We start from the raw sequence: 24,093 nt of genomic DNA on the forward strand, positions 1-24,093 counted from the left end.
TGACTGTCGGTAGGCTTTGCCCACATGAGCCTGCCTCGCCCCGTCCTCGTGGTGGATTTCGGAGCCCAGTACGCCCAGCTCATCGCGCGCCGGGTTCGCGAGGCGAAGGTCTACTCCGAGATCGTGCCGCACTCGATGCCGATCGTCGAGATGCTGGCGAAGAACCCCGCCGCGATCATCCTCTCCGGTGGCCCGGCCAGCGTCTACGCGCCGGACGCGCCGCAGATCGACGCGGGCGTCTTCAGCGCCGACGTGCCGGTCTTCGGCATCTGCTACGGCTTCCAGGCGATGGCCCAGGCGCTCGGCGGCACGGTCGCGCGGACCGGCAACCGGGAGTACGGCGGCACACCGCTGCGCCCCCGCCTGCTCGACCCGGGTGTGCTGCTGCGCGACCTGCCCGCGGACCTGCCGGTCTGGATGAGCCACGGCGACGCCGTGACCGAGGCGCCCGAGGGCTTCACGGTGACCGCCGAGTCGGCTGGCGCTCCGGTGGCCGCCTTCGAGGACCTGGCCGGTCGGCGTGCCGGCGTGCAGTTCCACCCGGAGGTCGGGCACACCGCGCACGGCCAGGAGATGCTGACCCGCTTCCTGTACGACATCGCCGGCATCGAGCCGACCTGGACGCCCGAGAACATCATCGACGAGCAGGTTGCCCGGATCCGCGCCCAGGTCGGCGACAAGGAGGTCATCTGCGGCCTGTCCGGCGGGGTGGATTCCGCGGTCGCCGCCGCGCTCGTGCACAAGGCGGTAGGTGACCAGCTCACCTGCGTCTTCGTCGACCACGGACTGCTGCGTGCGGGCGAGGCCGAGCAGGTGGAGAAGGACTACGTCGCCGCCACCGGCATCAAGCTGAAGGTGGTCGACGCCACCGACAGGTTCCTCGGCGCGCTGGCCGACGTGACCGACCCGGAGCAGAAGCGCAAAATCATTGGTCGGGAGTTCATCCGGGTCTTCGAGGCCGCCGCCCGCGAGATCGCCTCGCACGGCGACGTGGAGTTCCTGGTCCAGGGCACCCTCTACCCCGACGTGGTCGAGTCCGGCGGCGGCACCGGCACCGCCAACATCAAGAGCCACCACAACGTCGGCGGTCTGCCGGAGGACCTGAAGTTCGCCCTTGTCGAGCCGCTGCGCACCCTGTTCAAGGACGAGGTCCGCGCGCTCGGCCTGGAGTTGGGCCTGCCCGAGGCCATGGTCTGGCGGCACCCGTTCCCGGGCCCCGGCCTGGCCATCCGGATCATCGGCGCGGTCAACCAGGAGCGCCTCGACCTGCTCCGCGAGGCGGACCTGATCGCCCGCGAGGAGTTGACCGCCGCCGGCCTGGACCGGGGCGTCTGGCAGTTCCCGGTGGTGCTGCTCGCCGATGTGCGCAGCGTCGGTGTGCAGGGAGACGGGCGCAGCTACGGGCATCCCGTGGTGCTGCGACCCGTCTCCAGCGAGGATGCGATGACCGCCGACTGGTCGCGACTGCCCTACGAGGTCGTTGCCCGGATCTCCACCCGGATCACCAACGAGGTGGCCGAGGTCAACCGGGTGGTGCTGGACGTGACGAGCAAGCCACCGGGCACCATCGAGTGGGAGTGAGCGCCGCTCACGCGGCCGGCGGCGGGCTGCTGTCGTGCGGGTTGTGCGGCGGGCTCGGCGGCGCGTCGAACGAGGTCGTCGGCGGATAGGGCGGCGTCGGGGCGTACCCCGGCATCGGCCCGCCCGGCGCGGGCCCGGCGGTCGGCGGCGGGCCCGCGTGCGGCGCGACGCCCGCCGAGTGCGGCCAGGCCGGCGCGCCGGTGGGCTCCTCGGGCATCAGAAACCACATGATCGGGTACGCGAGCAGCGCGAGCCCGCCGGTGAGCAGGCCGGTGACCGCGAAGGCCACCCGGACCAGTGTGGGATCGACGGCGAAGTAGCGGCCGACGCCGCTCGCGACCCCCGCGACCATGCGGTCGGTGGTGGGTCGACGGAGCTGCTTGTACGGGGCGTGCGGAGCGGTGGTCGATGTCATACCCCAACGGTCCGCGCCGGTGCCCTCCCCGCCCTCGGTGACCGCCCGGATCCTTACCCTGACCAATCCCTGATCGGGGCCAGACAGTCAGGAATCCGACTCTTTTCCGTTCCGGTAACCCGGCCCGGGGAGAATTTGCTTCCGTGACCACCTTGCTGGAGCCGCTCCGCAGGATCGCGGCATACGCAGTCTGTGCTGATACGACAGGCCGAGTCCTGCTGGTTCGCGCCTCGGAGCGCTCCGGCACCCCCGGCACGTGGTCCCTGCCCGGCGGGGCGGTCGACCACGGCGAGGACCCCCACCACACCGTGGTCCGCGAAACCGCCGCCGAGACGGGCCTCTCGGTCGCCGTCTCGGGCCTGGCCGACGTCCTCGCCGACATGCGGGCGCTGCCGGAACGCCGCATCACCATCCACACCGACCGGCTGATCTACCGGGTGGCGGTCCGCGGCGGCACCCTCGCCGACCGGGTCGGCGAGCGGCCCACCGACCTGGCCCGCTGGTACACCCTCGACGAGGCGAGCGAGCTGCCGCTGCGCTCGTTCACCGCGCGTGCCCTCGGGTTGCCCGCGTCCTCGGCCGACGTGGTGCCCGACGAGGCACCCGAGTTCCCCTCCTTCTACGCGGTGCCCGGTCCGGACGGGCTGCACCGGGCGCAGCGCTTCGCCGCGTACGCGGTGTGCACCGACCCGGCCGGTCGGGTGCTGCTCACCAGGGTCTCCGACGGCTACCCGGGCGCCGGCTGCTGGCACCTGCCCGGTGGCGGCACCGACTACGGCGAACAACCCGGCGCGGCGCTCATCCGCGAGTTGGTCGAGGAGACCGGGCAGACCGGCCGCCTGGTCGAGCTGCTCGGGGTGGCCAGCCACCGCGACGCGGCGTCGCTCGGCCCCGAGGGCTACCCGATCGACTGGCACGGTGTGCGTGCCTTCTACCGGGTCGTGGTCGACCAGCCCAACCCGCTGACCGTGGCCGACGTGGGTGGCTCCACCTGCGAAGCCCGCTGGTTCGCCCGCGAGGAGCTCGGCGCCCTCCCCACCCACCACCTCACCGAGGTGACCGCCGAAGCAGTCCAGGCCGCCCAGCTCACCTAACCCGCGGGCCCATTCCACCTGAAGCGTGCCGCACGGCCGTGCCCGGTGGTGGCGCGTGCGTGGTGCGTGCCCGGTGGTTGCGTGCGGGGGCGCGTGCCCGAAGTGGTGCGCGTTCCGGGGCGACTGGCCGGTGGTGCGCGTCGGGCGGGCGCGTGCTCGGTGGTTGCGTGCTGGGGCGCGTGTCCGGTGGTGGCGAGCGCCAGTGGACAGGTCTCCGGCGGTAGCGCTCGCTGACAGCAGCGCATCTGGCCGGGGCGCCGCGCGTTGGGTGGTGCGGCGACCATCCGGACCGTCGAGGAATGCGGGATCGCCGAGAAGGCCCACGAAGCGGCACAGACCGGATGATCGACTCCGTTTTACTGATGTCGGGGTATCCCAAGCGCCCTGATGCCCCGACATCCACGAACCCGAGTCGACCATCCCCAATCCAGTCCCCCGCAGCACAGCCGACTGGCCACATAGCCAACCTAACGCCCAAAACGGACAGCAGCCTGTGCGGATCCTCGGACTCCGTCCGTCGATCATGAGGTTATTGTCAGGACACGCCGAGATAGACGGCAATAACCTCATGATCAACGGGATGGTCGGCTGGGCTGGGCTGGGCTGGGCTGGGCTGGGCGGTTGGGCTGGGCGGTCGGGTGGGGTGGTTGATGTTGTCGGGCGGTTGGCGGGGGGAGCGGAGTTGGCGGGGATGGACTTTCTGCGGCGGGTTGGCGTATACGGAGTTTTGTGGGATTCGGGCCGGGTGCTGGTGGTCCGGGACGGGGTCGGGGGTGAGTTCCCGGGGATTTGGCGGCTGCCCGGTGGTGCTGTGGCGCACGCCGAGCACCCGGAGCGTGCCGTGGTCCGTGAGGTCGCCGAGCAGGTCGGGTTGACCGTGACGGTCGGTCAGCTCCGGGCGGTGGTCGCCGACGTGGTCACCTATCCGGAGGACGCCGTCGCGCTGCACACCGATCGGCTGCTGTTCGAGCTTGCCGCGAGTGACGGCGCACTGCGTGATGGCGTGCAGGGCGACGGCGTTCAGCGTGACGGCGTACTGCGTGAGGGCGTGCCGCACGACGTGGGGCGCGGCGCCGTCGACCGGGCGTGCTGGCTCACCCTGGCCGAGGCGGCGCGGGTGCCGCTGACGCCGTTCTCCGCCGAGGCGCTCGGCCTGCCGGTTACCCCACTGCCGCCGGGAACGCGTCGGTCTGCTGCGCCGTTTCCGCCGTCGCATCCCGACCGCAGGCTGCGTTTCGGGGCGTACGGGCTGGTCACCGACCCGGCCGGGCGGATCCTGCTCACCGAGATCGCGGCCGGTTATCCCGGGGCTGGGCTGTGGCACCTCCCCGGCGGCGGTACCGATCATGGTGAGCAGCCGGCCACCGGTCTGCTGCGGGAGTTGGTCGAGGAGGGTGGTCAGCGGGGCCGCGTGGGGGAGATCCTCGGTGTGAACAACCTGCACAATCCCGCCGCGCTCGGCCCGGAGGGTCGGCCTCTGGACTGGCACGGCGTACGGGTGATCTATCGGGTGTTGGTGGACGTACCCACCGATGCGGTGGTCACCGAATCCGCCGGTGGTTCGACTGCGCGGGCGGGTTGGTTCACTCGCGACCAGGCTCTTGACCTGCCGTTGAGCGATATCGCCGAGTGGGCAATCGGACAGGGTGGTCGATAACGCGCCGCTCGATGAGCCGAGTTGGTGACCCTCCGGTACAGTCAAAGGCGGGAATGATGGAGGAACGGGCGGTGAAGCCCGAGATGGGAATAAGCGAGCGGTTCGAGCGGTTTAGCCCAGATGTAAGTACCGCCGGCAGCTATCGCCAAGCCATGTCCCCCTATGCGATGGTGTACTCCGCGCAAAACGGCTGCCGGGTCACGCACGGTCCGGCACGAGACAGCCGGACACCCGCCCCGCGGCGGCCAGCCGATCCGGTGATGGAGGAAACGTGCCGAGAGCCCCATGGCGCCGGCGTCGTACTACTGACAGTCCGCGCCCCGCAGGGCGTCGCTGGGCGGGCCCGTTGCGCCGCAGCAGCACATTCGCCCGCCAGGTGCTGTTGGTCCGGGTCGGTCGCCGTGACGGTGACCTGCACGCGACCGACCTGACCCCGACCGAGCACCGGTACGCCGACCGGCAGCGCCGTCGCTACGGCCTGGACCGGCTCAGCCGTCCGGCGTCGGGCGTCGGTCGAGCCGAGATCGAGGCGATCATGCCGGTCAGTCCGGCGATGCCGAGCCTGGCGCACGTCGACGAGGCCTCGGCGCGGTCGATCCCCCTGCTCCCCGGCGAGCGCACCGTCGCTCGCCGGATGAAGTTCGGCCTGGTCAACGCCTGCACGCTGGCCAGCCTGATGCTCGGCATGCTGGCCATCTTCCTGGCCATGCAGGGTGAGGTGCGGATCGCCGCGCTCTGCCTGATCGCCTGCGTCGGCTTCGACGGTCTGGACGGCGCCCTGGCCCGTCGGCTGGGCGTGGCCAGCCCGTTCGGCGCGCAGATGGACTCCCTGGCCGACATGTGCTCGTTCGGCCTCGCCGCACCTGTGGTGGTCTACGCCTCGCTCGCCGGCTCCGTCTCCACGGCCGCGGCGGCGGTGGCGTGTGCGCTTGTCGCGGCGTGCGCCGCGATTCGACTGGCCCGCTTCAACGTCTCGCCGAAGGACGGCCGGTTTTTCTGCGGCGTTCCCACCACGATGGCGGCCGCGGTGCTCGCCGTGACGGTGGCGATCGGCCTGCCCGTGCCCGGTGCCGTGCTTGTCGCGGGGGTCGCGCTGCTCGCCTTCGCGATGGTGTCGAGCTTCCCGTACGCCAAGCTCGCCCGCCTGGTGAAGCTGCCGCCGTGGCTGTGGCTGGCCCCGGTGATCGGCGCACTCATCGACATCCGGCTCACGTTCGCGCTGATCGTGGTGGGCTACCTGGTCAGCGGGCCGGTGCTCTGGCTGCGGCAACGTCGTACCGCCTGATTTTTTCGCAACGAGAACGGGGCGCCGCTGGTCAGCGGCGCCCCGTTCGCACGTTCGTGGGTCAGCGCCAGCGGGCGATGACCGTGGACCCGCCCACCACCTTGTCGCCCGGCCCGACCAGCGGGTCCGCGGCGTCGGCCGGCAGGTAGACGTCGGTCCGTGAGCCGAAACGGATCAGGCCGAACCGCTCGCCCTTGGCCAGCAGTGCGCCGATCGGCGCGCGCTGCACGATCCGACGGGCGATCAGCCCGGTACGCTGCGCGACCACCACTGTGCCACGGGCGGTGTCCAGCACGGTGTACGCGGCGACGTTGTGTTCGGCGTCCGGCTTCATCGCGTTGACGAAGCCGCCGTCGGCGACGAAGTAGTCCACCACCTTGCCCGCGACCGGGGCACGGTTGACGTGCACGTCCAGCACCGACAGGAACACCGCGACCCGCAGCCACTCGCCGTCGCCGAAGCGCTCGTCGTGCAGTCGCTGCACCGACAGGACCTTTCCGTCCGCGCTGGCGACCACCGCGGTCGGGTCTTCCGGCACGTCGCGCTCCGGGTCCCGGAAGAACGCGGCGACCGGCCCGGCGGCCAGCGCCGGCAGCAGCCAGAGCTTCGACGACGGGCGCGCCACCCGGGCCAGTGCCGCGAGGCCCAGCGTGATGCCGGCGGCGGCCACTCCGTTGGAGTCGATGTGCATGCCGCGGGTCAGCGGCACGCTCGACGGCCGGTGCGCGGGCGCGAGCCTCTCGGCCGTGGCGGGGCTGGCCGGGGTGAAGCGCAGTCGGTAGACCCGTACCGGCGGCGAGTTGCGCAGCACCAGGTCGGCGCCGACGCCGTAGAGGGCGTCCTGGCGGGCCAACTCGGCGGCGGCCCCGGTGGTCCGGCCGGGCGTGGCGGTGGTCGCCACACTCAGCACCGCACCGTCGGACAGATATTTGGTCAGGCCCTCGATGCCACTTCGGGTCTCCTCGGCGGTGCCGCTGAACACCTCGCCGGCGATGACGACCCCGGCGGCTTCGGCTTCGGCCAGGGAGTCGACGACCCCCACCCGGTCGGCGACCCAACGGCCCTGGGCGTTGACGTGCTCGCGGAGGGCGGCAGCGCCGAACGGCTCGGCGGGCACCACGGTGAGCCGGTCACCGGGGAGCAGCGCCTCGATCGCCGCGGCCAGCACCGCGGACTCCGGGCCCACCCCGACCAGCAGGGCGGCCTTGGGGTCGTTGATCCGGGCCAGCTCGGCGACGAGCGTGCGGGCGGCTCGCTCGCCGATGCGGACCGGACCGGACCGGCCGGTCGTACGCACGGCGGGGGACTGCGTCATGTCGGGCGGGCTCCTGACGGGGGTAGAGACGGGAATCGCGGCGGGACCGCCATGGCGGGACGGGCCGGCCGGCGGAGGCGAGATCTCCACCGGCCAGCATATGCGTCCGTCCGGGCCAGCGGCACCGCCGTGGTGGTCGGGCAGGCCGAGACCGGTTTGCGCCCAAGGTCAGGCCTCTCCCCGTCGGCCCTTCCGCTCGTCCCCCGGCTGCTCTCCGACGGCCTCGGCCGGCTGGTCGCCGACCACCTCACCTGGCTGGTCGCCGACGGCCTCGGCCGGCTGGTCGCCGACGGCCTCGGCCGGCTGGTCGTGCCGGGTCGGCTCGTCCCCGTCCGGCGCTCGGCCGACGATCGGGAGGGTCGGCTCGTCGGGCTGGCCGGGGATCGGAGCGGTCTGTGGCTCCGCCGGCGGGTGAGCCAGCCAGGCCGGGTGGATCACATCGGTGGGCGGCGCCTGCGGTGCTCGTACCTCGGTGGTGGCCGCCTCCGGGGTCGCTTCCGGTGGGGGAGCGTCCCAGGTGGAGCGGTCGGCCTCCCAGACCGGCAGTGCCGCACCGGAGGTCGGCACGCCGGAAACCGGAGCGGACGCGCCGGAGACGGGCGCGGCGGCGACTGTGGCACCGGCCTCGGCGGTCTGCTCGGGCTGCGCCGAGCGGCCCGAGCGCAGTGCGCCGACCAGCCCGAAGACGCCGATCAGGATGAGGGCACTGGCTAGGAACCATCCGACCGCCGGCAGCGCGAACCCGAGCAGTTGGGCGAGCAGCCACCAGGCCGACAGCGCCAGGAACACGAGCCCGAAGGCGAACGACACCAGATCCGTGCGGTGAGCCTTCACCGGGTCACCTCCAGGTTGCCAGCGTTGACATGGATGTACAGGCGCAGCTTGCCGCCGCCGGCACCGTCGACACCGAGGTCGGTGGTCTCCTGTAGGCGACCGTCCAGCCCGCCGGAACGGTTGCCGAAGATGGTGGCGTCGCCGGCGTTGACGTCGGCCACAGTGGTGACGTCCACGTTCGGCGGGACGACCACTGTCGCCTTGCCGAAGTTGATCGCAACCGTCACCTGGCTGTCCCGTTTCGCGAAGTCGATCCCCCGCAGGTCGAGCACGGCGTCACCGAAGCTGTTCTCGTACCGGTCGGCCAGATCGCGGTAGTCCGTCGGTGCCCAGGTCACCGCGCCGTCGACCCCGCGGATCCGGTCGTAGGACTCGGCGACCGTCCCCGTACCCAGCGCCGCCGCGGTCACCAGACCCAGCGCGATGAGCCAGCGGGCCCGCCCGAACCAGGTGCCGACCAGCAGCCCCAGCCCGATCGTGGCCAGCGCGGCCGCGAAGTACGCCGAGGCGCTGATGGCGAAGACGTCGAGCAGGTCGAGCAGGGCGACCACACCGAGGACCAGGAAGATCAGGGAGAAGGTCACCGCGCCGAGCGGCGAACGCTCCTTGGGGCGCTTCGGCGGCTTCGGTGGCTTCGCGGGGCGGGACGGGGTCGGGGCCGGCGAGGCGTACGGGCCGTGCGGCGCGAACGGGGGGCGGTATCCGGACACCGGGGCGGCGGTCGGATAGCCGGACGGACCGGCGGGTGCGGCGGTCACCGGCGCCGACGGCCACTCGACCGTGGGCGGGTTGGTGCCCGGCCAGCCCGTGGCGGCTGCCGGCCAGCCCGCTCCGACGGTCGTCGGGTCGGCCGGTTGTCCGGACACCGGGCCCGTCCCGGAGGCCGGCTGCGCCGTGCCGGTCGACTGCGCAACGCCGACCGGCGGCAGGTCGTACCCCCCGGTGGTGGCGGCGGGCGGTCCCCCCGCGGTGGCGTTGGCGTACGCCGGAGCGCCGCCGGCCATGGGTGCCGTCGCCGGTGGGCCGGTTGGCGGCGCCCCACCGTACGACGGCGCGGGCCAGGTCACCGGTGGGACCGGGCCGGGCGGATTGCCGGACGGTGCCGGCCCGGCCGGGGTGCCCGGCTGTGGGGTGCGGCTGTCCCGGTTGAGCAGCAGCGCGCCGGCGACCAGGATGGCCGCGCCGAGCAGCACCGCGCGGAAGGCGTCGGTGACGATGTAGCCGAAGCTGGCCGCGACGAGGATGCCCAGGATGATGACGGTGACCGGCGACATGCTGGAGCGGCCGCGGCCGAGCATGGACTCGATCGGGGATGCGGTGTCGCCCTCGTTCGGAATGATCAACCAGGCGGCGACGTACACCAGGATGCCGATGCCACCGAAGAACCCGAGCACCGCGAGCAGCACCCGCCAGAGCACCGGGTCGGTGTTCGTGGCTCGCCCGATCGCCGCGCAGACCCCGGCCAGGTACCGCCCCTCGCGTGGTCGGACCAACCCGTACCGCGAGGTGAACCCGGTGCCGGCGAACGGCGGTGGCGGCGCGGACGGACCCGGCCCGCCCGGTCCGGGTGGCATGCCCGCGGCCCCGTAGCCGGTGCCGGCCGCGAACTCCGGCCCGTGTCCGGCGGTGGGCGGCGGGTAGCCGCCGCCCGGATCGGCGGGGGTGCCGCCGGTCTCCGGGCCGTAGCCGGTGGGCGGACCGAACGTGCGGGGCGCGGTCCATTCGGTGGGCGTCGTGGCTGGTGGGGGCGGTGCTGAACCACCCGGCTCCGCCGACCCGGGTCGGGGTGGCGGGGCAGCTTCCTCGGTCATGCCTCGATCCTGCTGCCAGGTGAGCCCGAGCGACCTCAGGACCCGACCCTGACCCCACCCTGAGATCCGGCGGCCGGAATGTCGGGGGCGTCCCCGTGGTCGTCGACGCCGCAGCGTGTGACGATCAGATCACCGACCTCCACCAGATCCGCCACCGTGACCAGGGAGCCCGCGATCAGCACCGTGATTCCGCCCCCGCGCCTCTACCGCGCCCCCGAGCACCGGATGGCCGCCGGCGTCGCCGCCGGTATCGCCGACCATCTCGGCATCTCGGTGCTGCGGGTGCGTGTCGCGTTCATGGTGCTGCTCGGCCTGAGTGGGCTCGGCCTGCTGCTCTACGCGGCCTTCTGGGCGGTGGTGCCGCTGCGGCCCGGCGACACCGCCGTGCCGCCCCGGCGCGACGTCGCCCAGCTCCTGCCGTTCGTGGGGATCGGGCTCGGTGTCCTGTTGATCCAGGTGATGGTCTTCGACTCGGTCGGCGCGGCCGGCACCGCCGGTTGGCTGGTGGCCATCATCGCGGTCGGCGCCGGGGTCATCTGGCACCAGTCGGCGCCCGAACGGCGCCGGCAGTGGGGCAACGCGATGCCGGTGCCCTGGCTCGGCGCGGTCGTCGAGGAGAGTGACCGCCGGGCGTTCGTGCTCCGGTTCATCGGCGGGGGAGTGCTTGTCGCGGTCGGCATCATCGGCGTCGCGGCGGTCTACTCGCCGGCGCAGAACTTCGACGCCGTGATCAACGGTGTGATCTTCGCGCTGGTCGGGCTGGCGGGGGTCGGCGTGGTCGCCGCGCCCGTGCTCTGGCGGACGTACAGCCAGCTTCGCTCGGAGCGCGAGGGCCGCATCCGTGAACAGGAGCGGGCCGAGCTGGCCGCCATGGTGCACGATCAGGTGCTGCACACGTTGGCTCTGATCCAGCGCAACGCCAGCGACGTCAAGATGGTGCAGCGGCTGGCCAGAGGGCAGGAGCGTTCCCTGCGCAACTGGCTGTACAAGCCGACCGCGTCGCCGAGCGAGCGCTTCGCCGCCGCGCTGGAGCAGGCCGCCGCCGAGGTCGAGGACACCTACGCGATCACCGTGGAGGCGGTCGTGGTGGGGGACCGGGAGACCGACGAGAAGGTCGGGGCGCTTGTCGCAGCCGCGCGGGAGGCGCTTGTGAACGCGGCCCGGCACGCCGGCGTGCAGACCGTGTCGCTCTACGCCGAGGTGGAGCCCGATCAGGTCAGCGTCTTCATCCGGGACCGGGGCAAGGGCTTCGATCCGGATACGGTGGAGGACCACCGGCACGGCGTGAGCGGCTCGATCATCGGGCGGATGAAGCGGCACGGCGGACGGGCCGAGATCCGGTCCGGCCCGGGGGAGGGGACCGAGGTCCGGTTGATACTGCCGATCTCCCGGGACTCGTCCGCAGCGGAGAGGAACAGATGACCATGGCCGAGCAGTCGACCGAGCACCTCGACCCGGCGGATGCCCGCCCCGAGCGGCTCCGGGTCTTCCTGGTGGACGACCACGCCATGTTCCGGGCCGGGGTACGCGCGGAGCTGGGCGCCCACGTCGAGGTGGTGGGCGAGGCGAGCACCGTGACCGAGGCGGTCACCCGGATCGCGGCTGTCGGACCGGACGTGGTGCTGCTCGACGTGCACATGCCCGACGGCGGCGGGCGCGCGGTGCTGGAGGCGATGCGACGCAGCCACCCGCAGGTCAAGTTCCTGGCGCTGAGCGTCTCCGACGCGGCGGAGGACGTGATCGGGCTGATCCGTGCCGGTGCGCGCGGGTACGTGACCAAGACCATCTCCCCGGATGAGCTGGCCGCGGCGATCCGTCGGGTGGCGGACGGGGACGCGGTGTTCAGCCCACGGCTGGCCGGGTTCGTGCTGGACGCCTTCGCGGCCCGACCGGATGCCCCGGTGGCCGACCCCGAGCTGGACCAGCTCACCAACCGTGAGCGGGAGGTGCTGCGGCTGTTGGCCCGGGGGTACGCGTACAAGGAGATCGCCAAGGAGCTGTTCATCTCCATCAAGACGGTGGAGACGCACGTGTCGAACGTGCTCCGCAAGCTGCAGATGTCCAACCGCTACGAACTCTCCCGCTGGGCGGCGGATCGCCGGCTGGTGTGACAGCCGCGTCGGCCGTGGCCGCTGATCAGACAAACGATCTCCGCGCCCTCGTCCACCCAGGTGGTGATCGTGCCCGTGCAGCCGTAACCGACCTGTCCGGACGGGTCGAAATGCATGCGGTGGCGGACGTCCTAACGGGCAGAGGTGCGCCCCGGGCCTGAGTGGGGGCCAAGACCGCGTTCGCGGGCGGCGCAACGTATTTCCTGCTCAGTGCTGCCTGTGCCGACCGTTTTATGATCATTTTTCAAGTATCGGCAACGTGGCGGGCAACTAACGGCTTGATAACGGCACCTTCACGGAAGAGGCCAGTTGGTGTCACAGTGGCAGCACCTCACCATCGGTGTGTGGCACTCCGTACGGCCCATGACCATGTCCCCGCCCCTCGCGGCGGTTCGTGGCCGTGCCTCCTGCGTCGTGTCGCGCCTCGTTGGCGGGGAGCCCGGCGGATCGGAACATCAGGGGTGTCCCCAACTTCCCTGTGGTCCCGGCGACCCGCGCCCCGGGGTGGTCGGGCGGTGTCACCCCCAAACGTGCGTGAAACCCACGACGGAACCTGGTTAGAAAGAGGAGGCCCCTCGGAATGAGAGTCTCGAAGCGGGCGACGAGCGCGATCGCGCTCAGCGCGGCTGCCGCGCTAGTCGCGAGCGGTTGCTCGAGCGGTGGTGGCGGCGAGACCGCCGCCACCGGCGACGGCGCGATTGTCATCCACGGTGTCCAGCCGGAGAACCCGCTGGTCCCGTCGAACACCACAGAGACCGGTGGCGGCAAGATCATCGACTGGCTGTGGACCGGCCTGGTCGAGTACCCGAACGACGGTGGGGCCCCGCGTAACGCGCTTGCGGAGTCCATCACCACCACGGACTCCAAGGTCTTCACGATCAAGATCAAGAAGGGCACCAAGTTCCACGACAGCACCGAGGTGAAGTCGAAGAACTTCGTTGACGCCTGGAACTGGGCCGCCTACTCGCCGAACGGCGCCCAGAACGGCAGCTTCTTCTCTGACATCCAGGGTTTCGAGCAGACCTACACCAGCGACCCGGATGGCGCGGACGGCCCGAAGAAGGCCCCGGCGCCGGCCGCCAAGACGATGTCCGGCCTGAAGGTCATCGACGAGCAGACCTTCGAGGTCACCCTGTCGGCGCCGACCGCGGTCTTCCCGACCAAGCTCGGCTACAGCGCCTTCATGCCGCTGCCGGACGTCTTCTTCACCAAGAAGCCCGAGGAGTTCGGCAAGAACCCGATCGGCAACGGCCCGGTCAAGTTCGTGTCGTGGTCTGACAACACCCTCATCAAGCTGACGCGCTTCGACGACTACAACCTTCGCGACAAGATGAAGGTCAAGGACGTCGACGTCAAGCTGTACCAGGACGAGACGGCCGCCTACGCCGACCTGCTGGCCAACAACCTCGACTTCATGGAGGTTGTCCCCACCTCGGCGCTCGCCGGTGACAAGTGGAAGGCCGACCTCGGTGAGCGGGGCCGGAACACCGTCACGCCGACGACCGCGCTCATCGCGTTCCCGATCTACGACAAGCGCTTCGCGAACCCGAAGCTGCGTCGTGCCGTGTCGCTGTCGATCAACCGGCAGGAAATCTCGGACAAGATCTTCTTCGGCACCCGTAAGCCGGCCGACAGCTGGGCGAACCCGCTGACCCCGGGCGCCAAGCCGGGCAACTGCACCGCCTGCAAGTTCGACGTGGCCACGGCCAAGACGCTGCTGACCGAGGCCGGTGGCTTCACCGGTGAGATGGTCTTCTACTACAACTCGGACTCCAGCCACAAGGACTGGATGGACGCGGTTGCGCAGCAGATCAAGACCAACCTGGGCATCAACGCTCGGGCCGAGGGCGTGCCGACCTTCGCGGTCTTCCGCCAGAACGTCAACGCCCACGCCATGAAGGGCCCGTACCGCGCTGCCTGGCAGCAGGACTACCCGGACGTCGAGAACTGGATCAACCCGCTGTACGTCACGGGCGGCTCCTCGAACGACGGCCTGTACAGCAACTCCGAGGTCGACGCTCTGGCCAAGCAGGCCAGCGCCGCGCCGAGCCTGGAGGCCTCGCACGAGGCGTTCACCAAGGCCGTCGAGAAGATCGACCAGGACGTCCCGAGCATTCCGGTCTACTTCTACGGCCAGCAGTCCGGCCACTCGGAGAAGATCAAGAAGCTCGAGCTGAACAACGTCGGCGAACTCGACATCACCTCGGTCGAGCTCTGATCCGTTCGGTCTGACCCCGGGTCGGGCTCGCCACATCCGGTGAGCCCGACCCGGGGCCGTTCCGCGAGTGGGTGTTACAACACGCCACTCGCACGTTGTCACCACCGTGTCGGCCGTCCGACGCGCCCCCTGTCTGGAGGACCACCCCATGGGCCGTTATCTGTTGAGACGGCTGCTCCAACTCGTGCCGGTCTTCATCGGTTCGACGTTCCTGATCTACTGGCTCGTCTGGGCCGTGCCGGGCGACCCCTTCGCCGGCAAGTGCGGCGAGCGCCGCTGCCCGGACCAGTACATCGCCTTCATGACCGAGAAGTACCACCTGGACCAGAACGTCTTCGTGCAGTACGCCAACTACATGAAGAACCTGCTCCAGGGTGACTTCGGTCAGACGTTCTCGCAGCGCGACATCGGCGGCATCATCGCCACGGCGTACCCCAACACGCTGAAGCTGGCCCTGGTCGCGCTCGCCATCGAGGCCGTCATCGGCCTCGGCGCCGGCGTCCTGACCGGCCTGCGCCGCAACGGTTTCCTGGACAACCTGGTCCTGGTCTCCACCCTCTTCCTGCTCGCGCTGCCGGTTTTCGTGGTCGGCTTCGTGCTGCAGTGGCTGCTGGGCGTGCAGTGGGGCATCATCAAGCCGACCGTCTCCTCCGAGATGCGGTGGTCCGAGCTGATCGTGCCGGGCTTCGTCCTCGGTAGCGCGTCCGTGGCGTACATCGCCCGGGTGGCACGGACGAGCATCGCGGAGAACCGCCGCGCCGACTACGTGCGCACCGCTATCGCCAAGGGCCTGCCCATGCGGCGGGTCGTGGGCGTGCACCTGCTGCGCAACTCGCTCATTCCGGTGGTCACCCTGCTCGGCACCGACCTCGGCGCCCTGATGGGCGGTGCGATCATCACCGAGGGCATCTTCGGCATCAACGGAATCGGCCGAGAGGTCTACCGCGCGATCATCACCAAGGAGAGCGCCACCGTAGTCGGGATCGTGATCGTCCTGGTGGTCGTCTATCTCGTGATGAACCTGCTGGTTGACCTGCTCTACGCCGCACTGGACCCGAGGATCCGTTATGAGTGACCCGAGTACCGCATCGATTGTCAGCACCCCATCCGCGCAGCCGACCGATCCGGTCGCCCCCGCCGCGGGGCAGTCCAACGACAAGCCACGTGGTCTGCTCGGTGACGCCTGGCGGGACCTGCGCCGCAAGCCGCTGTTCTGGATCTCGGCGACGTTCATCGTGATCTTCCTGTTGATGGCGACCTTCCCGGGGCTGTTCGCTCCGGGCGGCGACCCGGAGACCGGCGCGCTGTCCCGCAGCCTCGTCAAGCCCAGCGGAGCGCACTGGTTCGGGTACGACCTGCAGGGTCGCGACGTCTACGCCCGGGTCATCTACGGCGCGCGAGCCTCCATCATCGTCGCCGTCCTGTCCGTGATCGGCACCCTGCTGGTCGGTGGCTTCATGGGCATCATCGCGGGCTACCGCGGCGGCTGGGTGGACGGGTTGCTCAGCCGGATCGGCGACGTGTTCTTCGGCGTGCCGTTCGTGCTGGGTGCGATCGTCATCCTGACCACGTTCAACGGCTCGGGCACCAACAACAGCAAGGCCGAGATCATGGGCCTGGTGATCGCTTCACTGATCGTGCTGAGCTGGCCGGTCGTGATGCGCCTGATGCGGTCCTCGGTGCTCGCCACCAGGGAGGCCGACTACATCGTGGCGGCCCGCGCGCTGGGCGCCGGCACCGGCCGGATCATCCTCAAGCACCTGCTGCCGAACTGCCTGGCTCCGCTGCTGGTCTACGGCACGATCATGGTCGGCTCGTTCATCGGCGCCGAGGCCACCCTGTCGTTCCTGGGTGTCGGCCTGAAGTCGCCGGTGGTGTCCTGGGGCATCATGATCAGCGAGGGTAAGGATTTCATCCGGGTCGCACCGGGGCTTGTCTTCTTCCCCGCCGCGTTCCTCGTCACCGCAGTGCTGAGCTTCGTGATGCTCGGCGAGGCGGTCCGCGAGGCCCTCGATCCGAAACTCCGCTAGGGGAGATCCAGTGTCCGACATTCTCGTGTCCGAGCAGTCCGCGCCGGGATCCGGCGGGTCCGGACGTCCCTCCGGCCGGCTGCTCGAGGTCGACGACCTGCGGGTGGAGTTCCGCACCCGGGACGGCGTCGCAAAGGTCATCAACGGGGTCACCTACCACGTCGACGCGGGGGAGACCCTCGCCGTGCTCGGCGAGTCCGGCTCCGGCAAGAGCGTCACCGCGCAGACCATCATGGGCATCCTCGACACGCCTCCCGGCTTCGTCACCGGAGGGCAGGTCCGCTTCCACGGCAAGGACATGCTCCGCATGTCCGACGAGGAGCGCCGTCGCATCCGCGGCGAGGGCATCGCGATGATCTTCCAGGACGCGCTCTCCGCGCTGAACCCGGTGTTCACGGTCGGGTTCCAGATCGCCGAGCAGTTCCGGGTCCGGCGGGGCTTGGGTCGCGCCGAGGCCAAGAAGCGCGCGATCGACATGCTCGACCAGGTCAAGATCCCGAACGCCAAGGGCCGGTTCAACAACTACCCACACCAGTTCTCCGGCGGTATGCGGCAGCGCGCGATGATCGCGATGTCGCTGGCGCTCGACCCGGAGGTGCTGATCGCGGACGAGCCGACCACCGCGCTCGACGTGACCGTGCAGGCCCAGATCATGGACCTGCTCGCCGAGCTCCAGCGTGAGCGGCAAATGGGCATGATCCTGATCACCCACGACCTCGGCGTGGTCGCCGACGTCGCGGACCGGATCGCGGTCATGTACGCGGGCCGGATCGTCGAGCAAGCCGACGTGTACGACCTGTACGCCAAGCCGGCGCACCCGTACACGTTGGGCCTGATCGACTCGATCCCGCGCCTGGATGAGAAGGGGCAGCAGCTCCGGACGATCAAGGGCCTCCCGCCGAACCTGATGAACATCCCGCCGGGCTGCCCGTTCAACCCGCGCTGCCCGATGGCTCAGCCGGTGTGCCGGGAGAAGGTCCCGCCGCTGCTGCAGGTGGGCCCCGCCCGGGCCAGCGCCTGCCACTTCGCCGAGGAGCTGGTGAACCGTGTCTGAGAACATCCTCGAGGTCCGTGACCTGGTCAAGCACTACCCCGTCACGCAGGGTGTGGTGTTCAAGAAGACGGTCGGTCAGGTCAAGGCGGTGGACGGCGTCTCGTTCGGTCTGCGCGCCGGTGAGACGCTCGGCGTGGTCGGCGAGTCCGGCTGCGGCAAGTCGACCCTCGCCCGGGTGCTGATGAACCTGGAGAAGCCGACCGCCGGCAGCGTGATCTACAAGGGCCAGGACACCTCCAAGCTGTCCGGTGGGGCGCTGCGACGCCTCCGTCGGCAGATCCAGCTGGTCATGCAGGACCCGTACACCTCGCTCAACCCCCGGATGACCGTCGGCGACCTGCTCGGTGAGCCGTTCGAGATCCACCCGGAGGTGGCGCCGAAGGGCAGCCGTCGGGCCAAGGTCCGGGAGTTGCTGGACCTGGTCGGGCTCAACCCGGAGCACATCAACAGGTACCCGCACCAGTTCTCCGGCGGTCAGCGGCAGCGCATCGGCATCGCCCGCGCGCTCGCCCTGCGGCCCGAGATCATCGTCTGCGACGAGCCGGTGTCGGCCCTTGACGTCTCCATCCAGGCCCAGGTGATGAACCTGCTGGAAAAGCTCCAGAGCGAGTTCGGGCTCTCGTACGTCTTCATCGCGCACGACCTGTCGGTGGTCCGCCACCTCTCGGACCGGGTCGCGGTGATGTACCTCGGCAAGGTCGTCGAGATCGGCACCGAGGACGAGATCTACGAGCGGCCGACCCACCCGTACACCCAGGCTCTGCTGTCGGCGGTGCCGGTTCCGGACCCGACGCAGCGGAACAACAAGACGATCATCCGGCTCACGGGTGACGTGCCGTCGCCGATCAGCCCGCCCTCGGGCTGCCGGTTCCGGACCCGTTGCTGGAAGGCGCAGGACATCTGCGCCGAGCAGGTCCCACTGCTGGAGATCCGGCGGGACTCGGACCACCCGAGCGCCTGCCACTTCGCGGAGCGGCGCGAGATCGTCGCCACCCACGAGGCCTGAGTCACCCGAGACCGCCTGCCGACGTCACCACGACGACGGCAGGCGGTTTCGTCTGTCGGTGACCCGGCCGGGCCGCTCTCGGGCCGGCTCGGGCCGACTGCCCGCCACCCGGCTCAGAGCGGGCCGCGGCCCGCGCGGAGCAGCAGCAGGGCCAACTGGGTGCCGTCGGTGCCGAGCGCGACCCGGAACCGCTCCAGGATCTTGCGTTCCCGAGCGAGCACCAGGCGCGTTCCGCCGGACGCCATCCGGGTCGCGCCGACCTCCTGGGACAACGCGGCGCGCTCCTGCCAGAGCGCGATCATCGCGTTGTCGATCTCGTCGATCCGTTCCCTGATCTGCACGATCCGTGCCGAGGCGGTGGGTTCCTCGGTGCCGGTCCGTGCCTCGACCGGCCCGGCGTTGTCGACCGCTGCCGGCGTCGCCTCGGTCCCGTTCGGCACCGGCTGCTCCGCCTCGGGCCGGGTCGGGCTGCCGCTCTGCTCCATCACGTCTGTCATCATCGGGTACCTCTCGCACTGTGGTGCCCGGTGCCCGGAACCCGGGACGGAAAAAGCCCCGGACTCCAGGAGCCCGGGGCTTTTGCAGGTCTGAATCGATCAGGCGCGACCTACGGCAGCCGGACTCCCGGTGCCATAGTAAAAGTGGTAGCGCGCAGCGATCACGTTGACGAGTATGCCCACGTCGGCACCGGCTGCGCAAGCATCAAGCGGCCCATCCTCGCGCCTCGGCGCAGCGGGCGGGAGAGTGTCCGACCGGCGGCATAGACTTGTCGGGCGATGCATCCTCTCTTCGACATTCCCGCGTCCCCGCCTGCGCCGGAGTCCGCGCCGGCCCGCCCGCACCGACCCGGGCCGGCCCCCGTGCGCCTCGATCCGCAGCAGCTCCTCGCCGGGCTCAACGGCCCACAGGGCGACGCCGTGAGCCACGCCGGCTCGCCGCTGCTGATCGTCGCCGGCGCCGGATCCGGCAAGACCCGGGTGCTCACGCACCGGATCGCCTACCTGCTCGCCGCACGGGACGTCCATCCCGGGGAGATCATCGCGATCACGTTCACCAACAAGGCGGCCGGCGAGATGAAGGAGCGCGTCGCCGCGCTGGTGGGCCCCCGGGCCCGCCTGATGTGGGTGTCGACGTTCCATTCCGCGTGCGTCCGGATCCTGCGCGCCGAGCACGAGCACGCCGGCCTCAAGTCGACGTTCTCGATCTACGACGCGGACGACTCCCGCCGGCTGATGCAGCTCGTCACCCGCGAGCTCGATCTCGACCCGAAGCGCTACCCGGCGCGCGGGCTGGCCGCCCAGGTCTCCAACCTCAAGAACGAGCTGGTCGACCCGGAGCAGTTCGCGGCGCGGGCCACCGGGCCCAACGAGCGGGCGTTGGCCGAGGCGTACACGCTCTACCAGCGGCGGCTGCGTGAGGCGCACGCGCTGGACTTCGACGACCTGATCATGACCACGGTGCACCTGCTCCAGTCCCACCCGCACGTCGCGGAGAGCTACCGTCGGCGGTTCCGGCACGTGCTTGTGGACGAATACCAGGACACCAACCACGCCCAGTACGTGCTGATCAAGGAGTTGGTGTCCGGCACCGACGGGCTGGAGCCCGCGGAGCTGTGCGTGGTGGGTGACGCCGACCAGTCGATCTACGCCTTCCGGGGTGCGACGATCCGCAACATCCTGGAGTTCGAACGGGACTTCACAAACGCCCGGACGATCCTGCTGGAGCAGAACTACCGCTCCACCCAGACCATCCTCAACGCGGCCAACGCGGTGATCGACCGCAACACCTCCCGCAAGCCCAAGCGGCTGTGGAGCGAGGCCGGCGCCGGCGAGCGGATCGTCGGCTACGTGGCCGACACCGAGCACGCCGAGGCCGACTGGGTGGCTCGGGAGATCGACCGGCTGGTCGACGCCGACGAGACCCGACCCGGCGACGTCGCTGTCTTCTACCGCACAAACGCCCAGTCCCGCGTGTTCGAAGAGGTGTTCATCCGCGTCGGCCTGCCCTACAAGGTGGTCGGCGGGGTGCGCTTCTACGAGCGCAAGGAGGTCCGTGACGCTCTGGCGTACCTGCGTTCGGTGGTCAACGACGACGACACGGTGAGCCTGCGGCGGGTCCTCAACACCCCCCGCCGGGGCATCGGCGACCGCGCCGAGGCGTGTGTCGAGGCGCTCTCCAGCCGGGACCGGATCTCGTTCGGCGCGGCGTTGCGCAGGGCCCGGGAGGCACCGGGCATCTCCAGCCGGGCGGCCAATGGCATCGCCGACTTCGTGGCGCTGCTCGACGGCGCCCGGGAGCTGTCCGAGACCGGCACCCCGGAGGAGGTGCTGGAGGCGCTGCTGACCCGCTCGGGCTACCTCACCGAGCTGGAGGAGAGCCTGGACCCGCAGGACGCCGGCCGGGTGGACAACCTCCAGGAGCTGGTGAGCGTCGCCCGGGAGTACACCGAGCGGATCGAGGCGCTGGGCGAGGAGGGGGAGCGGGCCACCCTGGCCGGCTTCCTGGAGCAGGTGGCGCTCGTCGCCGACGCCGACCAGATCCCCTCCGACGATCCCGACCACCAGGGCGTGGTCACCCTGATGACGTTGCACACCGCCAAGGGCCTGGAATTCCCGGTGGTCTTCCTGACCGGGCTGGAGGACGGCGTCTTCCCGCACCTGCGTTCGCTCGGCGACACCCGCGAGTTGGAGGAGGAGCGCCGGCTGGCGTACGTCGGGATCACCCGCGCCCGACAGCGGCTCTACCTCTCCCGCGCGGTGACCCGCTCGGCCTGGGGGCAGCCGTCCTACAACCCGCCGTCGCGGTTCCTGGAGGAGCTGCCGACCGAGCTGGTGCACTGGGAGCGCACCGAGGGGTCGTACACCTCGTGGGCCGGCGGGGGCGGCGGCGTCGGCGGTCGTGCGGACCGCGTGCCCGGCGTGCGTGGCACCTTCACCGGGGGCACGCCGAAGGCGGCCCAGTTGGCGCAGCGGCTCGGCGTGGACGCCAGCCGGCTGACCACGGCCAGTGAGCTGCCGCAGGGGCCGAAGGTGTCGGCCGGCGACCGGGTCAACCACCAGCGGTACGGGCTGGGGCGGGTGCTCGCCGTCGAGGGGCACGGCCCGGGTGCCCGGGCGCAGATCGACTTCGGCGACCAGACGATGTGGCTGGTGCTCCGGCACGCCCCGGTCGACAAGCTCTGACCTGGCCCGGTCGGTGAGCCCCATGCTCCCGTGATCTTGCACTTTCTGTCCCGACAGGAGGGGGCAATCCCACCCATCTCGGCGACAGAAACCGCAAGATCGGCGCGATCCTCGTTGTTCCCCGCGGACCGGACTGAGTCGTGCCCGCGAACACGTTCAGCGTGCGGAGACGGGGATCGGCGCTCTTGGAGATGACGAGTACGCGCGGCTGATCAAGAGCGGCCTGGATCGGCTGACGGAGCAGTTGGGGCGCGGCGGAGAGTCGGCACGCTAAATCTTGGACAGTTCCCGTTCCTAGGGCGGCTAACGGAAACTGTCCAAGATTGCCAGCGATTGAGGGGTGGGGCGGCCCGGAGTCGCCCCGCACGGCGCATAGTGCGTCAGCAGCCCAGGTCCACGCCGCGCGCCCGCATGAACGGGGCCGGGTCGATCTGGTTCCACATGCCCTGGTGTACCTCGAAGTGCAGGTGCGGGCCGGTGGCGTCGCCGGTGGCGCCCTCGTAGCCGATGACCTGGCCGGCCTTGACCGCCTGCCCCACGGTGACCGCGATGCGGCTCTGGTGGGCGTAGTGGGTCAGGTACCCGTTGCCGTGGTCGATGAAGACCGAGTTGCCGTACCCGTCGGCGGCGTCACCGGCCTGGGTCACGGTGCCGGCGGCGGCGGCGCGGATCGGCGTACCGGAGGGCAGCGCCAGGTCGATGCCGGCGTGCAGGGTTCCCCAGCGCTGCCCGTAGCAGGAGGTGACCGCGGCGCCCGGCATCGGATCGACCCAGGCGGGCGTGGGCTTCGTGGTCTTCTTCGGCTTGGGCTTGGCCTTCGCGGCGGCCGTCTTCGTGGGTGCGGGGCTGGCGCTTGTCGCGGACGGGCTCGGCGTCGGGCTGACCGAGGGGGTGGCCGGCGTACTCGACTCGCGAACGGAGCGGTCGGCCCGGCTGGCGGCCTCGTTGCGGGACTGCGCGTCGAGGGAGACGGCGGCGGGTGCCGGGTGGTCGTTGCCGGTGGTGGCGACGACGACGCCACCGAGGCCGAGGGCGAGCAGCGCGGCGGCGCCGAGCACGATGAGCCGGTTGCGCCGACGGGGGTGCCGTGGCTGCTCGGTCGGGGCGGTGTCGTGGGTGTTCTCGTTCTGGACGGGGCTGTCTTCCTGCACGGCGAACCTTCACGGTCGAGGGGCACTTGACCTCGAAATACTGGTATCGCGCCGAGCGGGGGGCGGGACGGGGACCGGGTGGCCGGGCGAGGGGAAGCGGCTCACCTGCCCGAATATGAACCACTCTGCGGCGCTACGACCGGAAAAGTGATCATGCGGTACGGTGTCGCCGCTCACAATCTCCACTGTGACCTGGCAGACATGTGCTCACGGAAAACCGCCCGGATCGACAGATCCGGGCGGTCAACGGTCGGCACGCAGCGTCAGGAGCCGGCTACCTCGCTGTAAATTGCCTCGACTTGCAGCTTGATGTCCACTCCGCGGTCCTGCAGGAACGGCACCGGGTCGATCGGCTTGCCCTTGACATGGATCTCAAGGTGCAGGTGGGTGCCGTAGGCGTGACCGGTCTGGCCGACCAGGCCGAGCTGGTCGCCCGCCTTGATCTGCTGGCCTTCCTTGACGCTCACCGCGGAGGAGTGGCCGTAGATGGCCTCGCTGCCGTCGGCGTGCTGAACGATCACGGCGTTGCCGTACCCGCCGAACCAGCCGGCCTTGGTGACCAGGCCGTCGTGGATCGCCACATAGGGCGTGCCCTCGCCGGCGACCAGGTCCACGCCGGTGTGCATCTTGCCCCAGCGCATCCCGTAGGGGGAGTTGAAGTCGTAGCCCTGGAGCGGCAGCAGCCACACCTCGGGTTCGGCGCTGACCTTGCTGCGGCTGTCCCGCGAGGCGCGGTCGGCGTTGTCCGCACGGGCCGCCACGTCCTGGCTGGTGACCGACGCCTGCTTGAGCTCGTCGAGCACCTTCGGGCTGACGTCCTTGGCGTCCGGCAGCGCGCTCGCGCCGAGCGCGACGATGCCGGCTCCGACGAAGGCGGTGGTGACGACAGCGGCGTAACGGCTCCGCGGTGGGGTGGGTACGCGGCGACGACCGCGATATCGATCGGGCTCAGACGACAGGCGCTGGCGCACGCACACCCTCCGTTGTCGGGGTTCCGAAGCGGCCGGTGGGCGTTCGTGAAGCTCCGGTGAACGTCCGCTGACCGCGTCGTCACCCGTCCATGGACCTGATGACAACCGTGGACACGTTAGCCAACCACCAGGCGAGTCACAAGCTAGAGCGGAAAATTGGCGTGTCGATCTGTCCGTTTGCGTCCATGATTGTCATGCATCGCGACGCCGAACGGTGCCCCTGTTGCTGCCCGTTCGTCGCCGAGCGTGACCGGTCCGGCGGAGTCGTCCGGCTTGACTGCGGGCGGTGCCGTCCCGCGCCGGGACGGGCGCGGATCGCCTCGGTGCGCTGCTGCCGGCGGGCCGTGGTCGGGGCCGGCAGTGGCCGGGGCGCGGAGC

At 70.6% G+C, this 24,093-nt stretch carries 17 protein-coding genes and 2 pseudogenes; 12 read left to right on the forward strand and 7 right to left on the reverse strand.

The genetic code is table 11. From position 1 onward, the window contains the following. Positions 1-24 precede the first annotated feature (24 nt). Positions 25-1,581 (forward strand): glutamine-hydrolyzing GMP synthase, encoded by a 1,557-nt coding sequence (gene guaA, locus ACLQ29_RS03950; protein ID WP_425770252.1) that lies wholly within the window; start codon positions 25-27, stop codon positions 1,579-1,581. A 109-nt stretch (positions 1,582-1,690) separates the two neighbouring features. On the opposite strand, the pseudogene ACLQ29_RS03955 reads toward guaA, so the two are convergent. Next, a pseudogene (locus ACLQ29_RS03955) lies at positions 1,691-1,996 on the reverse strand (PspC domain-containing protein); the annotation flags it as partial. A 143-nt stretch (positions 1,997-2,139) separates the two neighbouring features. Here ACLQ29_RS03955 and ACLQ29_RS03960 point away from each other — a divergent pair. The 3 genes from ACLQ29_RS03960 (at position 2,140) to ACLQ29_RS03970 (ending at position 6,032) form a co-directional block, all read left to right on the forward strand. Next, positions 2,140-3,090 (forward strand): NUDIX hydrolase, encoded by a 951-nt coding sequence (locus ACLQ29_RS03960; protein WP_393372386.1) that lies wholly within the window; start codon positions 2,140-2,142, stop codon positions 3,088-3,090. Positions 3,091-3,781: 691 nt separating this feature from the next. Then, positions 3,782-4,747 (forward strand): NUDIX hydrolase, encoded by a 966-nt coding sequence (locus ACLQ29_RS03965; RefSeq protein ID WP_425770750.1) that lies wholly within the window; start codon positions 3,782-3,784, stop codon positions 4,745-4,747. A gap of 346 nt (positions 4,748-5,093) precedes the next feature. After that, positions 5,094-6,032 (forward strand): CDP-alcohol phosphatidyltransferase family protein, encoded by a 939-nt coding sequence (locus ACLQ29_RS03970; protein WP_425770253.1) that lies wholly within the window; start codon positions 5,094-5,096, stop codon positions 6,030-6,032. A gap of 61 nt (positions 6,033-6,093) precedes the next feature. Here the strand turns inward: ACLQ29_RS03970 and ACLQ29_RS03975 are convergent, their stop codons facing one another. The 3 genes and pseudogenes from ACLQ29_RS03975 to ACLQ29_RS03985 form a co-directional block, all read right to left on the reverse strand. Then, the gene (locus tag ACLQ29_RS03975) at positions 6,094-7,347 is read right to left on the reverse strand and encodes a phosphatidylserine decarboxylase (protein WP_425770254.1); all 1,254 of its coding nucleotides are present in this window, start codon (positions 7,345-7,347) and stop codon (positions 6,094-6,096) included. A gap of 606 nt (positions 7,348-7,953) precedes the next feature. After that, a pseudogene (locus tag ACLQ29_RS03980) lies at positions 7,954-8,181 on the reverse strand (hypothetical protein); the annotation flags it as partial. Further along, positions 8,178-9,992 carry a PspC domain-containing protein gene (locus tag ACLQ29_RS03985; RefSeq protein WP_425770255.1) on the reverse strand — a complete coding sequence of 605 codons (1,815 nt, stop codon included), beginning with the start codon at positions 9,990-9,992 and terminating at the stop codon, positions 8,178-8,180. The pseudogene ACLQ29_RS03980 and the gene ACLQ29_RS03985, both read right to left, overlap by 4 nt. A 156-nt stretch (positions 9,993-10,148) precedes the next feature. Here ACLQ29_RS03985 and ACLQ29_RS03990 point away from each other — a divergent pair, with 156 nt between their 5' ends. From ACLQ29_RS03990 to ACLQ29_RS04020, 7 genes are all read left to right on the forward strand, one after another. After that, positions 10,149-11,414 (forward strand): PspC domain-containing protein, encoded by a 1,266-nt coding sequence (locus ACLQ29_RS03990; protein WP_393372373.1) that lies wholly within the window; start codon positions 10,149-10,151, stop codon positions 11,412-11,414. Positions 11,415-11,416: 2 nt separating this feature from the next. Next, complete coding sequence (locus ACLQ29_RS03995) at positions 11,417-12,103, forward strand: response regulator (RefSeq protein ID WP_425770751.1); 687 nt, start codon at positions 11,417-11,419, stop codon at positions 12,101-12,103. 580 nt (positions 12,104-12,683) lie between these two features. After that, positions 12,684-14,321 (forward strand): peptide ABC transporter substrate-binding protein, encoded by a 1,638-nt coding sequence (locus ACLQ29_RS04000; RefSeq protein WP_425770256.1) that lies wholly within the window; start codon positions 12,684-12,686, stop codon positions 14,319-14,321. Between the two features lie 148 nt (positions 14,322-14,469). Next, positions 14,470-15,396, forward strand: coding sequence for an ABC transporter permease (locus tag ACLQ29_RS04005; RefSeq protein ID WP_425770257.1), 927 nt, complete (start codon positions 14,470-14,472; stop codon positions 15,394-15,396). Beyond that, positions 15,389-16,351, forward strand: a complete 963-nt coding sequence (locus ACLQ29_RS04010) for an ABC transporter permease (RefSeq protein ID WP_425770258.1) — start codon at positions 15,389-15,391, stop codon at positions 16,349-16,351. The genes ACLQ29_RS04005 and ACLQ29_RS04010 overlap by 8 nt, the downstream gene beginning before the upstream one ends. Positions 16,352-16,376: 25 nt before the next feature. Further along, positions 16,377-17,405, forward strand: coding sequence for an ABC transporter ATP-binding protein (locus tag ACLQ29_RS04015; protein WP_425770752.1), 1,029 nt, complete (start codon positions 16,377-16,379; stop codon positions 17,403-17,405). Beyond that, positions 17,398-18,411 (forward strand): ABC transporter ATP-binding protein, encoded by a 1,014-nt coding sequence (locus tag ACLQ29_RS04020; RefSeq protein WP_425770259.1) that lies wholly within the window; start codon positions 17,398-17,400, stop codon positions 18,409-18,411. The genes ACLQ29_RS04015 and ACLQ29_RS04020 overlap by 8 nt, the downstream gene beginning before the upstream one ends. Before the next feature lie 113 nt (positions 18,412-18,524). Here the strand turns inward: ACLQ29_RS04020 and ACLQ29_RS04025 are convergent, their stop codons facing one another. After that, positions 18,525-18,911 carry a chorismate mutase gene (locus ACLQ29_RS04025; RefSeq protein WP_425770260.1) on the reverse strand — a complete coding sequence of 129 codons (387 nt, stop codon included), beginning with the start codon at positions 18,909-18,911 and terminating at the stop codon, positions 18,525-18,527. 276 nt (positions 18,912-19,187) lie between these two features. On the opposite strand from ACLQ29_RS04025, the gene pcrA reads away from it, so the two are divergent. Beyond that, complete coding sequence (gene pcrA / locus ACLQ29_RS04030; protein WP_425770261.1) at positions 19,188-21,593, forward strand: DNA helicase PcrA; 2,406 nt, start codon at positions 19,188-19,190, stop codon at positions 21,591-21,593. Positions 21,594-21,973: 380 nt separating this feature from the next. Here pcrA and ACLQ29_RS04035 read toward each other — a convergent pair whose 3' ends face one another. Further along, positions 21,974-22,744 (reverse strand): M23 family metallopeptidase, encoded by a 771-nt coding sequence (locus ACLQ29_RS04035; RefSeq protein ID WP_425770262.1) that lies wholly within the window; start codon positions 22,742-22,744, stop codon positions 21,974-21,976. 263 nt (positions 22,745-23,007) lie between these two features. Further along, on the reverse strand, positions 23,008-23,715 hold the full coding sequence (locus ACLQ29_RS04040) for a M23 family metallopeptidase (protein WP_425770263.1): 708 nt from the start codon (positions 23,713-23,715) through the stop codon (positions 23,008-23,010). Between the last annotated feature and the right edge of the window lie 378 nt (positions 23,716-24,093).

The organism is Micromonospora sp. DT228, from assembly GCF_049841595.1.
Taxonomy (GTDB): Bacteria; Actinomycetota; Actinomycetes; order Mycobacteriales; family Micromonosporaceae; genus Micromonospora.

What these genes read in the sequence shown, in the direction of transcription:
- ACLQ29_RS04000 (WP_425770256.1), top strand. Translation starts at nt 12,684, where the DNA reads ATGAGAGTCTCGAAGCGGGCGACGAGCGCGATCGCGCTCAGCGCGGCT.
- ACLQ29_RS03995 (WP_425770751.1), top strand. Translation starts at nt 11,417, where the DNA reads ATGGCCGAGCAGTCGACCGAGCACCTCGACCCGGCGGATGCCCGCCCC.
- guaA (WP_425770252.1), top strand. Translation starts at nt 25, where the DNA reads ATGAGCCTGCCTCGCCCCGTCCTCGTGGTGGATTTCGGAGCCCAGTAC.
- ACLQ29_RS04025 (WP_425770260.1), bottom strand. Translation starts at nt 18,911, where the DNA reads ATGATGACAGACGTGATGGAGCAGAGCGGCAGCCCGACCCGGCCCGAG.
- ACLQ29_RS03985 (WP_425770255.1), bottom strand. Translation starts at nt 9,992, where the DNA reads ATGACCGAGGAAGCTGCCCCGCCACCCCGACCCGGGTCGGCGGAGCCG.
- ACLQ29_RS03975 (WP_425770254.1), bottom strand. Translation starts at nt 7,347, where the DNA reads ATGACGCAGTCCCCCGCCGTGCGTACGACCGGCCGGTCCGGTCCGGTC.
- pcrA (WP_425770261.1), top strand. Translation starts at nt 19,188, where the DNA reads ATGCATCCTCTCTTCGACATTCCCGCGTCCCCGCCTGCGCCGGAGTCC.
- ACLQ29_RS04005 (WP_425770257.1), top strand. Translation starts at nt 14,470, where the DNA reads ATGGGCCGTTATCTGTTGAGACGGCTGCTCCAACTCGTGCCGGTCTTC.
- ACLQ29_RS04010 (WP_425770258.1), top strand. Translation starts at nt 15,389, where the DNA reads ATGAGTGACCCGAGTACCGCATCGATTGTCAGCACCCCATCCGCGCAG.
- ACLQ29_RS03965 (WP_425770750.1), top strand. Translation starts at nt 3,782, where the DNA reads ATGGACTTTCTGCGGCGGGTTGGCGTATACGGAGTTTTGTGGGATTCG.